This window comes from Microbacterium sp. TNHR37B (assembly GCF_001620065.1).
In the GTDB taxonomy this organism is placed as follows: domain Bacteria; phylum Actinomycetota; class Actinomycetes; order Actinomycetales; family Microbacteriaceae; genus Microbacterium.
On sequence record NZ_LQGV01000003.1, the window covers coordinates 62,108 to 74,245 of the forward strand.

Below are 12,138 nucleotides of genomic sequence, written 5' to 3' on the forward strand. Positions count from 1 at the left end.
GTGCGCGGAACGGGTGTGAACTCGTACGCGGAACCTGATGCCATGAGAGAAGCCGCCTGAGGTCCGGGCGGCTTCTCGCATTGTGCGGCGACGCGGTCAGCGGGCGTCGAGCAGCTCCGCCGCCACCTCCCGCAGGTCGCGGGCGAGTTCACGGGACTCGAGGACGACGATGCTCTCGCCGTCCCTCAGGAGCAGGCGCGTCAGAGGGTCTCCCGTGCCGACCTGGCCGACCTCGTCCTCCCGATCGTCGATGACGGCGTCCTCCGCCCCCGCGACCGTCGTGTCCACGGCCGTCGGGGCGAGCTCCTGGACGAGGCGGTCCCATCCCGCCGCCCCACCCGGGTAGATGGTCACCCAGAGCGCGGGGAAGGATGACGCCGTCGTGGGGTCGACGTCCTTGCTCCAGACGCACGGACCGATGACCGACCCCGCCGCGACCGCAATCTCGTGCAGCGGGTCGGGGCTCGATCCGTCGACGCCGGGGAGACCCTCTCCGGGAGCACCGCCCAGCGCCGACGGGAGATCGATCGCCGCCGCGACGTCATCGCAGCCTGCAAAGCCGTCCCACCCTGTTCGGTCACCCGGTACACCCGGGGCCAGGTCGGGGAGGCCCGCCTCGATCACGTCGGCGACCTGATCGGTGAGCCCCTCGGGGACATCCTGGCCGTAGGTCGTCGCGCCGGGGCTCACTGTCACGAGAGCCCACAGGTCATCCGTGGCACGGGCGACGCGGCAGCCGTAACCGTCGTAGCCGATCGACTCGCACTGTTGCGCCGCGTACCGCTCTTCGAGCGCAGCCGGCACGACCTCGACGGGGAAGAGGTCCACCTGCACCTGCCAGCTCCCGGTCCATCGGCAGCTCACGGCGCCAAGGGTGTGCAGGGACGTCGTGGTGACGTCTTCCACGGCGCCTTGTCCGATGGCGGCGGGCAGCCCGGCGGAGGGAATGACGTCATCGCACGAGCCTCCGGCGACGGCAACCGGTGTCTGCGGAAGCGGCGGTGGCGGTGCGGTCGGCGGCGGCGTGGTCGGCGACGGTGTCGCGGTCGGTGTGGGGGCCGCACTGACCGTTGCCGTCGGGCTCGGCGTCTGCGCGATGTTCGGCGGCGCCGGACGGTAGAGCGCCAGCGCCGATACACCCACGACGATCGCGACAGCCGCGGTCGCACCCGCGGCAGCTATCAGACGCGCCCTCCGCGCCCTCCGCGCGCTGAGCGAGCGCGCTCCCGCCATGATGCGGGAACGGAGCTCGATCTGCTCCGCCGGGTCGAGTTCCTCGTTCAGACCCATGTCTCCTCCATCGTGGTGAGTTCGTCGCGCAGTTTCGCCTTGGCCCGGGACAGACGTGATTTGACCGTTCCCGGTGGGATGCCGAGGATCTCCGCGGTCTCGCGCTCCGCGTAGCCCTCGAGAATCGCGAGCACCACGACGTGCTGCTCGGCCGCAGGAAGCCGTTTCAACGCCGCCAGCACACCCGTCTCATCGGAGGAGACCACCTCCCGCGCGCCGTGAGCGACGGGCACGCGGGCGACGAGCGACCGATACCGCCTTCGCGAGCGCTCGAGGTTGCGTGCGGCGTTGCCGACGGTCACCAGCAGCCACGGCAAGGGCGACCCATCGACCAGACGCACACGACGGCGGTGGCGCCACAGCTCGAAGAAGGCGATCGTGACGGCGTCCTTCGCGTCCTCTCGGTCGTTGAGCAACCGCCGGGCATGAGCGAAGAGCCTGGTGCGGTGGCGGTCGAAGAGGGCCCCGAGCGCAGCCTCGTCATCAACGAGCACGCGGCGCCAGTCTGAGGAATCGTCATCCATCACACCTTGTATTGTCCGGCGGCGCCCGATCGGTTCACGCCGGGCACGGGGTGCCTGATCGGGGCGAACGAGGCGCTTCTCAGATTCTTTTGCGAAGTCGCGTAATAGATCGGTCCTCCCCCACTCTCTTCAGGTGAGTCCAGCGTTCGGGGGGAGGCGGACTCCTGCGGGGCCGGTCACCATCGGGGGACGGTGACGGGCCCCGCCATAATCAGCCGCGACATCGTCGCCGCACATGAAGATCGCCCCGGGGCCGAAGCCTCGGGGCGATCATTCTGCGGATTCGGTGTCTGTGTCCGGATCCCTTTCGAGTTCCTTCTGTCTCCGTTTTCCTTCGCGATGCCCAAAATACTCAGCCTCGGCCCACCGTCAAGAGTTGGCCGCCAACTCGTTTCAGGTTCATGTTGAAGCTCACGTTGCCCGTCGTGCGACGACGAAATCATCCTCTCGATGGATACCGGTCCATCCCGCGGGCGACGCCAGCGACCCATCCCGGTTCGTACCGTCGAATCATGGCCACCGCAACCCTGCCCCGCGTTCCCGCGTCAGCGATCTCCGGGCCCTCGGCGACCCGTCGCACGGCGTCGGCCGGAGGGGCCGCGGTGCTGTCGATCCTCGGCGCAGCGGTGGCGATCGGCATCGCCGCTCTCGGCCTCCTCGTCGTCCCGGCCGCCGCCGCGATCGTCTTCGGTCCCGCACTCCTGAAGCTGCTCTGACCTCGCGCCTCCGGCTCACGCGGGTCGGACCGACCATGCCGCACCCCAAAACCTGCCGCCCGCGCGGAGCCCCGACGTGTGCACGGAGGCCCGTCGCTAGGGTGACACCATGACGGTCACGTCCACCCACGCGCCGTCCCGCTCCCCTCTGATCCTGGACCTGGCCCGGCGCGTGCCCCTCACACTCGGGTTCGTCCTCGTCCTCCTGATCGTGGGGCTGGCCTTCGGCGGCCTCTGGCGACCCGTCGGCGAGACGCCTCTGATGGACCAGATCGCCTACGGCGTGCCCGCGTTCGAGGCGGGCCGCTGGTGGACGCCGGTGACCGGCGCCTTCTTCGTCGTGAGCCCGTGGGGATACGTACCGACGCTTCTCACCATGGTGTCCGTCGGGCTCCTGGAGGCAAAGCGCGGGTCACGCGTCGCGCTCGCCTACTTCTGGATCGGACACCTGTTCGCGGTCGTCACGACCGCACTGATCGTCTCGCTGTGCGCGAGTGCGTCCGGCTGGGCGTGGGCGCAGGACCAGGTGCAGATGCTGGACGTCGGTCCGAGCGCCGGAGCTCTCGCCTGTCTCGCCGCCTTCCTCGGCACCCTTCGGACCTCCTGGCGCCTCCGCGGGTGGCTGATCCTCCTCGCGACCCTCACGATCGGCGTGCTGGTTCTCGGCACGCTCGCCGACCTCGAGCACATGGCCGCCGTCCTCCTGGTGCTGGGAGTGGACCGCAGCCTGACCCCGCGCCGAGCGTCGCTCCGGGAGCAACGGCTCGTCGCGCAGGTGGGGATGGTCTCCTTCGCCGCGATCGAGGTGATCCTCGCGTTCGTTCCGACCGACGGCCCGCTGGGAACCACGGCGCCGCTCGGTGGATCCCCCTGGAGCACGGCGATCGACATCGCCATCGTCGCCCTCGTCGTCAGCGGTCTGCGCCGTGCCCGTCGATGGGCATGGCGCGTCGCGACCGCGCTCTTGACGCTCAACACCCTTCTCGCTGCGGCCCTCTGGGTCCTCCTCGTCGCCGACTCCACGGGCGAGGCGAGCGACCTCATCGACGGCGATGCGCGCATCGAGATCGCCGCGGGGATCCTGTCGCTGCTCCTCCTCGTCTACCTGCTCAGCGTGCGGCGGGCCTTCCAGGGCGACCGGCACACGCGCGTCGGCCTGGCGCCCGAACCCGGCGCCCGGGAGGTCCGCGACGCGTTGACGGCGTATGGCGGGGGCACGCTCTCCTGGATGTCGTTGTGGGAGGGCAACTCCTACGCGCGCACCTCCGGCGGCATCGTCGTCTACCAGCGCCGAGCCGGCGTCGCGATCGCCCTGGCCGACCCCCTAGGACCCCGCGCCTCTCGCGCCTCCTCGGCGAGAGAGTTCATCTCGGCAGCAGAGCACGCCGGTCTCGTCCCCTGCTTCTTCAGCGCCGGTGCCGACACCCGCCGCGCGGTGCCGAAGGAGTGGCGGAGCCTCGTGGTGGCCGACGACACCATCGTCGACCTCCCCGGCCTGGCCTTCCGCGGCAAACGCTGGAACTCGGTGCGGACCTCACTGAACCGCGCCGAACGCGAACAGGTGACCTTCCGGATGACCCGCTACGCCGACGAGCCTTGGGGAGTCCACACCCAGCTCCACGCGATCTCCGAACAATGGGTCGGCGACAAGGCCTTGCCCGAAATGGGCTTCACTCTCGGCAGCCTCACCGAGGCAGCCGATCCAGACGTGCGCATCGCTCTCGCCCACTCGGCGGAGGGGAACGTCGAGGGATTCCTGTCCTGGCTCCCGGTATACGGAGAGGGCGGGATCCGTGGGTGGACCCTCGACGTCATGCGACGCAGGGAGGGCGGGTTCGGGCCTGTCATGGAGTTCCTCATCGCGCAGTCCGCGCTGACCTTCCGCGACGAGGGGGCTGAGGTGATGTCACTGTCCGGTGCTCCGCTCACGCACGAGTATCCTCCCGAGGCGCGGCTGCTCACCGACTTGAGCACGCGCCTCGCCGATGCCCTCGAACCGGTCTATGGCTTCCGCTCGCTCCACCGGTTCAAGGCCAAGTTCCATCCCCGCTACGAGACGATGTACCTGCTGTTCCGTGACGAGGCCGACCTGACACGGATCGCCGCAGGGCTCACGCGGGCGTTCCTTCCGAGCGCAACCATCGGACAGTTCGCTCGGGCAGGGGCAGAGCTCCTTCGACGCGACGAGTGACTCCGCGGCCGAGGCGTCGACGATCAGTGCTCGCCGCCGCCGACGAGCTTCAGGCCGACGACGCATCCCACGAGGCCGAGGATCAGGAGGGTTCGGACGAGCGAGAACTCCTCGTCGCCGGTGACCATCGCCCACGCGACGGTCAAGGACGCGCCGATTCCCACCCAGACCGCGTAGGCGGTGCCGGTCGGGATGTCCCGCATCGCCCAGGCGAGGCCGCCCATGCTGGCCGCCAGAGCGACGCCGAACACCACGGTCGGCCAGAGCCGGGTGAAACCCTCCGACTTGCCGAGGGCAGTGGCCCACACCGCTTCCAGCACACCCGAGACGATGAGGATGACCCACGACATGACGACCTCCTGGCCAGTCTTGTCGCTCACCGGGTACTGATCCGTCGTCCGGGGATCCTGTCGAGACCCAGGATTCAGCATAGGGCGGCGACCTGCTCACCCGCTGTGCACCGCGGGCGGGCTCCGTCAGCGCAGGTACGCATCGACCATCAGGGGGCCACGGATGTCTCTCAGAGCGTCGACGAGCCTGGTGAGGGCACGCGCGTTCCAGGCACCGACGCACAAGTCGTGCGGCCCCAGGGGCGGCAGCTTCCCCGTCCGCACGCGGACCACCTCCCATCCGGCGGACCGGACGGCGCGGTCCTTCCGGCGGTCGGCGACCTCCCGATCCCCGACGTGCTCGAGTCCGTGGCGGCCGACGGAGTCGTACTCCACGGCGATGCGCAGCTCCGGAAGCAGGAGATCCGGCCACACCTCGAGGTGGCGGAAGAAGGGGCGGGCCACCCGCACAGCGGTCATTCCCGGCGTGAGGTCCAGAGCGCTGAAGACGTCGGCACGCATCCGCGCCTCGACCGCTGAGGCCGGCGGAGGCGCGCACGCCGAGACGAAGGGCTCTCCGACCGGCAGCAACGGTGTCTTGTCACACACGTCGAGGGCCGGACGAGGGCGCGCCGAGCGCGCTCGCAGAACCGCCGCCTCCTGGACCATCGGCTCACCGGGCATCGGCACACGGTCCCGCATCGGAAGCGCCAGAGTCCGCGAAGGACGAGCGTTCTCGGCGCACTCCGGGCACCAGGCACTCCGCCGGCGCTGCCGTCCGGGCCGCGAGCGCTGCTCCGCCGGGGTCGCGGCGAAACGGTGTCCGCGCTCGCATTCCCACAGCAACAGCACGTCGGCGGCCGGCGGGACCTGCGAGAGCGAGATGCCCGCGTTGAGCTCGGGATGATACTGGCGGATCAACGCGGGATAGCCGGCCCACGCCTCCCGGTAGGTACCGACGGGATAGGGCACCGCGAGCGTCTTCGACCACTGCCGACGCGACCACCACGCCTCCACCCGTTCCGGCATGCCGGGAGGCTATCGCCGACCATCGACACGGCCCCCGGTCGGCAGATCGGCGCCCCTAAGAGTCGGACCCGTCACCGAGGGACAGTGAGGAGAAGGCCACGATGCCGGCTCGCCCACTCACCGCCTCCACCGTGACAAGGTCTCCCGACAGGTTTTCGCCGTCTGCCCCGATGCACGCGCGCACGGCCGCCGGCTGATCATCGATCGGTGCCATCGTGATGACGACCTGATAGTCGCCGCGTAACGTGCCGCCGTCGTCGTCCTGGAGGGGCCCGAATGTAGCCGCACCGCCGCTCACCTCATCCTGGGACTGAAATCCGCCACTCTCCTCGCGAAACATGGCAGCGCCGAGCAACGTCCCCTCAGGCAGATTCGTGGCGGCGTGGAGGATCACACCCGCCTCCGTGATCTCGACCTCGGAATCGATCGTCACGTCGATGGGCGTCGGAGGACAGTCCCCGGCACTGGCGGCAGCGGGGACGGACACGGGGTCGGTGGCAGCACACCCACCCAGAGCGAGACCGCCGACGACGAAGAGGGCCAGAAGAGGACGGACGCGGAGGCGAGAGGTCACCCGAGCGAATCTACCGGCCGTCCTCGCTCGCCTTCAGGGACTGATGAAGAAGATCGCGTCCAGGAGGCCGGGGTTGTGGGCATGGACGAGCACGGCGAACACCACGGCGTCGAACAGCAGATGCACCGTCACGACGTAACCGAGCGAGCGCGTGCGCAGGAAGATGATCGCCTGGAGGAGCGCGAACGGGATCGTCAGCACGGGGCCCCAGGCCTGGTAGCCGAGCTCCCACAGGAAGGACACGAAGACGATCGCCTGCAGCACGTTGGCGGTGGCATCGGCGACGTGACGGCGCAGCAGGACGAAGCACGTGCAGATGAAGAACAGCTCGTCCCAGATCCCGACCGCCCCCACCCCGACGAACAGTCGCGCGACGAGGTCGGGGGTGTCCACCACGGGCCAGTTCTGATAGACGCCCGACGTGATGAAGTAGAACGGCAGGATCGCCCACCCGAGAAACAGCACGGCGACCAGCCATGCCCACTGCCAGCGCGTCCAGCGACCTCCTCCCCGCCAGGGGAACCGGATGGCGCGATCGCGGTAGACCCACCGGGAGACGGCGTACGGCACCACGACCGCACCCCCGAGCGCGAGGGTGAACCGCAGCATCGCGACGTCGTCGAGCTCAGCCTTGAGAGGGATCGCGCTGACGATGAGCAGCCCGCACGCGATGAGCGAGAGATCGCGGGCGAGCGACTTCTCAGCGGCCAGGGCCTCCCGGCGCTCACCCGCCACGGCCGCACCGACGCCCCCGGCCAGGAGCAGCCAGCCGAGCCAGGGCTGGAGGAGCACGAAGAATGCGGGCGCGGCGAGACAGACCGCGAGCGCCGGGAGCACGCGCCAGGACAACAGGGGACGGCGAGGCTCGACGGCGGAGGTGGTCACAACCGCTCCCGCCGCCGGTAGGCGAGGTCACGGATCTCCCGTCCCTTCGCGAGTCCCTTGCGCTCGAACGCGGTCATGACACGGCCCTCGAACCGGGGCGCCCACTCGCCGTCGAAGTCCGGCGCGAACTCCGACGCATCGGTGAAGACCTCCCGCATCTGCAGCGCGTACTCCTCCCAGTCGGTGGCGAGGCGAAGCACTCCCCCGTCCCGGAGAGCGCGGGAGGCGAGGGGAAGGAATGCCGGCGCGATGAGACGCCGCTTGTTGTGCTTCGTCTTGTGCCACGGGTCGGGGAAGAAGACCCAGATCTCATCGACGGAGCCGTCCGGAAGGAGGTGCTCGAGCACCTCGGGCGCGTTGGCCTCGACGAGGCGCAGGTTCTCGAGCCCGGCACGAGCGGCATCGAGCATGGTGCGTGCAAGACCCGCACGGAACACCTCCACCGCCACGTGGTCCCGCTCCGGGTGGGTCGCGGCGGCGTGGACGATCGCGTGCCCTTGTCCGGAGCCGATCTCGACGATGAGCGGCGCGGTGCGGCCGAACACCTCGGCCGGGTCGATACCACTCCCCGGACGCACGCTGGTCGCCGCGGCATCGCGCTCGACCGTGAGCAGGTAGCGCGGAGCGAGTTCCGCCCAGCCCCGTTCCTGCGCATCGCTCATCCGGCCGCTGCGGCGGACGAACGAGACCGGCTTGTCACGGAAACGGAGTTCGGAGGGCTCGTTCACTTCGGCATCGGACACCGGTTCAGGCTACCGACCCGCTGTCCGCCGTGACGAAGTCGATGAGTTCCTCCACCCGTCCGAGAAGAGCGGGGTCGAGGTCGCGATAGGTCCGCACGGCCGCCAGAATGCGCTGCCAGTTGCGGGCGAGGTCCGCCGGCGAGTCGGCCGGCCAGCCGAGGGCGCGACTGACTCCGACCTTCCACTCGATCCCACGCGGGACGTCGGGCCACCCAGAGATGCCGAGGGCGCGCGGTGTGACGCACTGCCACACGTCGACGTGCGGATGCCCGACGATCCTGACGAACCGACCGTGCGGACCGCGTCGCACCGCCTCAGCGAGCCGGGTCTCCTTGGAGCCCGGGACGAGGTGGTCCAGCAGCACGCCGTAGCGGCGCTGCGCGGAGGGCGGGTCGTCCCGCAGCACCTCCTCGAGGAGGTCCGCCCCCTGCAAGAACTCCACGACGACGCCTTCGATGCGCAAGTCGTCGCCCCACACCTTCTCCACGAGCTCCGCGTCGTGCTTGCCTTCGACGAGGATGCGGGAGGCGCGCGCGACGCGTGCCCGCGCCTGCGGCGCCGCGAAAGAGCCCGACGCCGTGCGGGCGGGTCCCGAGGCCCGGGCAGCCGCGGGGGCGACGAGCTCCACCGCCTCGCCGTCGATGAGGAAACCCCCGCCAAGGGGGAAGAGACGACGGTTCCCCCGGCGATCCTCCAGTTCGATGAGGTTCGACTGACGACCGACGACCGCGCCGCAGAAGCCGTCGGCGACCACCTCGACCACGAGGTCTCGTTGCGCCTCCACGCGGGGCATCGGTCGGCGTCCCACCTCACGCCATCCCGGCGCCAGCACATCGCTTCCGTATCTGTCGTCCATGAACCCTCCGAAGCGGTGAGCCTAGTCGGCGGGCGCGTTCCCGAGCGGCAGACGCGCCCGAGCGCCGTCGGACGGGGCCGGCTCCGGCGCGAGACTCGGCGGATCCACAGGCGCGGCGGCCCGTCTCACCTTTCTCCACATGCCGTGCGGAGAATAGACTCACCCAGGGTGAGCAGCACGCCCGGCGAGGAGGATTCACCGATGCGATCGCGCAAGTCATCGGTGCTCATCGTGGTGCTCGCCCTGCTCGCGACGGTCCTGTTCGGCGCGGCCACCCCCGCCGCGGCGACTCCTCCGGTCTCCCTCGGATCCTCGCGGGTGCTCGACGACGCCGGCGTGCTCAGCGCATCCGAGGAGCGCGAGATCATCGCGCGCTCGAAGGCGCTGTCAGAGTCATCGCGGCTCGACCTGTGGGTCGTCTACGTCGACCGTTTCACCGACCCGTCCGACCCCTCCGAGTGGGGAACCCAGACGGCCCGGCTGAACGGCCTCGGCCTCAACCAGTACGTCCTCGTGGTCTCCACCGAGGGACGCACCTTCTACTTGGCCGGTCAGTCCGGGGGCCAGGTCAGCGACGACCAGCTCGCGCGCATCGAGCAGGATCGTGTCGGGCCCGCCCTCGGCAGCGACGGGTGGGTCGCCGGCGCGATCGCCGCGGCCGATGGCCTCGCCGCCGCACATGGCGGAGGCGGCGGTGTGAACCTCGGCGTGGTGCTGTTCGTGCTCCTGCTCGCCGCGATCCTGGGTGTGCTGGTCTGGCTGTTCGTGCGATCCCGCCGCCGCGCCAGTGGCGGTTCCGCTTCGGCCGTGCCGATCGAAGAGCTGGCTCGTCGCGCTGCCTCCGCGCTCGTCCAGACCGACGACGCGGTCAAGACGAGCGAGCAAGAACTCGGGTTCGCCCGCGCACAGTTCGGCGATGACGCCGCGGCCGAGTTCGAAGCGACGATCGCTCAGGCCAAGGCCGATCTCGATGCCGCGTTCTCGCTGCAGCAGAAGCTCGACGATGACGTTCCCGATACCGACGACGAAGTGCGAGCCTGGAACACCCGGATCATCGAGCTCTGCACGCAGGCGAACAGCGCACTCGATGCGAAGGCCGCAGCCTTCGACGAACTGCGCAAGCTCGAGCAGAACGCCCCCGAGGCACTGACTCGCGTACAGGAGCTGCGCACCGAGATCGGCGGCCGGGCGCCCGAGACGACGGCGCAGCTGACCGCGCTGCGGCAGGAGTACGCGGCGGACGCCCTCGCCACGATCGCCGACAACCCGGAGCAGATCGCTCAGCGGCTGGCCTTCGCCGATGAGCAGGTGGCGCGCGCCGAGGCGGCGATCGGCGCCGGCAAAGGCGGCGAGGCGGCCGTCGGCATCCGTGCGGCCGAGGAGGCCATCGGCCAAGCCCGCGCCCTCGAAGACGCGGTGGCCCGGATGAGCGGCGACCTGCGCGCCGCCGAGACCCAGGCTGCCGCTCTCCTCGCTGAGATCGACGGCGACCTCGCCGCCGCTGCCGCTCTTCCCGACGCGGATGGTCGCGTGACGGGAGTGGTCACCGCCACCCGTCAGCAGACCGACGCCGCACGGCCGCTGCTCACCGGCGCGGAGCGTGATCCGCTTCGCGCCCTCGACCTCCTCGAGCGGGCCAACACTCAGATCGACACGCTGCTCGCGGGCATTCGCGACGAGCAGGAACGGCAGAGGCGCGCCGCCCAGCAACTCGATCAGTTGCTCACGCATGCCCAGGCGCAGGTCTCCGCCGCGGAGGACTTCATCACGTCCCGCCGCGGCGCGGTCGGTGCCACCGCCCGTACCCGGCTCGCCGAGGCGGGAGCCTCCATCGTGCAGGCGCGACAGCTCGCCGCCACCGACCCGGCGCAGGCGCTGTCGGCCGCCCAACGCGCGAACGAGCTGGCATCGCAGGCGATCCGTCAGGCCCAGAACGACGTCGGAGCCTTCGGCGGATCCGGTGGCGACAGCGGCAATGTCATGGGGGCGGTGCTGGGTGGCATCCTACTCAACTCGATGCTCGGCGGAGGCGGCCGGCGCAGTACCGGACCGACGACGCGCTCCGGCGGCCGCGGAGGCGGCTTCAGCTCCGGCAGTTTCGGAGGCGGCGCCACCCGCACCCGACGGGGCGGAGGGAGATTCTGAGCCGCACGACCGCCCCTTCACCCGCCGCTCCGCACAGATGACCCCACGACCACAGACCCTCGTGTGAGGAAAGGAAAACCGATGGCAAAGCAGTCCATCTTCGGCCGCATCTCGACCCTTGTGAAGGCGAACATCAACGCCCTCATCGATTCCGCCGAAGACCCCCAGAAGATGCTCGACCAGCTCGTCCGGGACTTCACCAACAACATCGTCGATGCCGAATCGGCGATCGCCGAGACGATCGGGAACCTGCGCCTGCTCGAGCGTGACCACGCCGAGGACGTCAAGGCCGCTGCGGAGTGGGGCAACAAGGCTCTCGCCGCCAGCCGCAAGGCCGACGAGCTGCGCGCGGTCGGCAACACCGCTGACGCGGACAAGTTCGACAACCTCGCCAAGATCGCCCTGCAGCGCCAGATCAGCGAGGAGAACGAGGCGGCGGCCATCGCCCCCTCGATCGCCGCGCAGACCGAGGTCGTCGACAAGCTCAAGGACGGCCTCAATGGCATGAAGCAGAAGCTCGAGCAGCTGAAGTCGAAGCGGGCCGAGTTGGTCGCCCGCGCCAAGACCGCCGAGGCGCAGAACAAGGTGCACGACGCCGTCAAGTCGATCGACGTGCTCGACCCGACGAGCGACCTGGGTCGCTTCGAGGACAAGGTGCGCCGCCAGGAGGCTCTCGCGGCCGGCAAGGCGGAGATCGCCGCCTCGTCGCTCGACGCCCAGTTCAACGAGCTGGAGGACATGGGAGAGCTGACCGAGGTCGAAGCGCGTCTGGCCGCGCTGAAGACCGGCGGCTCGAGCTCGGCCGCGATCGAGCAGTAATCCGGTCGGCACAGCGCCGGGTGTCGTCCGCGACCCC

Annotated in this window: 11 protein-coding genes, 1 pseudogene and 1 riboswitch; of the genes and pseudogenes, 4 read left to right on the forward strand and 8 right to left on the reverse strand. The window is 70.0% G+C overall.

Annotated elements, in window-relative coordinates:
- Nucleotides 1-96 precede the first annotated feature (96 nt).
- Both AVP41_RS08605 and AVP41_RS08610 read right to left on the reverse strand, forming a co-directional pair.
- Complete coding sequence (locus AVP41_RS08605) at nt 97-1,290, reverse strand: hypothetical protein (RefSeq protein WP_067163329.1); 1,194 nt, start codon at nt 1,288-1,290, stop codon at nt 97-99.
- Nucleotides 1,281-1,814 carry an RNA polymerase sigma factor gene (locus tag AVP41_RS08610; protein WP_067163331.1) on the reverse strand — a complete coding sequence of 178 codons (534 nt, stop codon included), beginning with the start codon at nt 1,812-1,814 and terminating at the stop codon, nt 1,281-1,283. The genes AVP41_RS08605 and AVP41_RS08610 overlap by 10 nt, the downstream gene beginning before the upstream one ends.
- Before the next feature lie 512 nt (nt 1,815-2,326).
- Between AVP41_RS08610 and AVP41_RS08615 the strand changes: the two genes are divergently transcribed.
- Nucleotides 2,327-2,530: a hypothetical protein gene (locus AVP41_RS08615; RefSeq protein ID WP_067163334.1), complete on the forward strand. Its 204-nt coding sequence runs from the start codon at nt 2,327-2,329 to the stop codon at nt 2,528-2,530.
- Nucleotides 2,531-2,639: 109 nt separating this feature from the next.
- Nucleotides 2,640-4,721: a bifunctional lysylphosphatidylglycerol flippase/synthetase MprF gene (locus AVP41_RS08620; protein ID WP_067163336.1), complete on the forward strand. Its 2,082-nt coding sequence runs from the start codon at nt 2,640-2,642 to the stop codon at nt 4,719-4,721.
- A 23-nt stretch (nt 4,722-4,744) separates the two neighbouring features.
- On the opposite strand, the gene AVP41_RS08625 is transcribed toward AVP41_RS08620, so the two are convergent.
- The 6 genes from AVP41_RS08625 to AVP41_RS08650 form a co-directional block, all read right to left on the reverse strand.
- On the reverse strand, nt 4,745-5,071 hold the full coding sequence (locus tag AVP41_RS08625) for a DMT family transporter (protein WP_067165715.1): 327 nt from the start codon (nt 5,069-5,071) through the stop codon (nt 4,745-4,747).
- An 8-nt stretch (nt 5,072-5,079) separates the two neighbouring features.
- Nucleotides 5,080-5,144, reverse strand: a riboswitch (guanidine-III (ykkC-III) riboswitch).
- A gap of 53 nt (nt 5,145-5,197) precedes the next feature.
- Nucleotides 5,198-6,079, reverse strand: coding sequence for a zinc-ribbon domain-containing protein (locus AVP41_RS08630; RefSeq protein WP_067163338.1), 882 nt, complete (start codon nt 6,077-6,079; stop codon nt 5,198-5,200).
- A 55-nt stretch (nt 6,080-6,134) separates the two neighbouring features.
- Complete coding sequence (locus tag AVP41_RS08635) at nt 6,135-6,653, reverse strand: hypothetical protein (RefSeq protein ID WP_067163340.1); 519 nt, start codon at nt 6,651-6,653, stop codon at nt 6,135-6,137.
- A gap of 33 nt (nt 6,654-6,686) precedes the next feature.
- Entirely contained in the window at nt 6,687-7,538 is an 852-nt protein-coding gene (locus AVP41_RS08640; protein ID WP_067163343.1) for a CPBP family intramembrane glutamic endopeptidase, read from the reverse strand.
- Entirely contained in the window at nt 7,535-8,200 is a 666-nt protein-coding gene (gene trmB, locus AVP41_RS08645; RefSeq protein WP_157532507.1) for a tRNA (guanosine(46)-N7)-methyltransferase TrmB, read from the reverse strand. The genes AVP41_RS08640 and trmB overlap by 4 nt, the downstream gene beginning before the upstream one ends.
- Nucleotides 8,201-8,285: 85 nt before the next feature.
- Nucleotides 8,286-9,137 carry a DUF3097 family protein gene (locus tag AVP41_RS08650; RefSeq protein WP_067163346.1) on the reverse strand — a complete coding sequence of 284 codons (852 nt, stop codon included), beginning with the start codon at nt 9,135-9,137 and terminating at the stop codon, nt 8,286-8,288.
- 201 nt (nt 9,138-9,338) lie between these two features.
- Between AVP41_RS08650 and AVP41_RS17115 the strand changes: the two are divergent.
- Both AVP41_RS17115 and AVP41_RS08660 read left to right on the forward strand, forming a co-directional pair.
- Nucleotides 9,339-9,800: pseudogene (locus AVP41_RS17115) on the forward strand (TPM domain-containing protein); the annotation flags it as partial.
- A 1,563-nt stretch (nt 9,801-11,363) separates the two neighbouring features.
- On the forward strand, nt 11,364-12,101 hold the full coding sequence (locus AVP41_RS08660) for a PspA/IM30 family protein (RefSeq protein WP_067163351.1): 738 nt from the start codon (nt 11,364-11,366) through the stop codon (nt 12,099-12,101).
- Nucleotides 12,102-12,138: the final 37 nt, after the last annotated feature.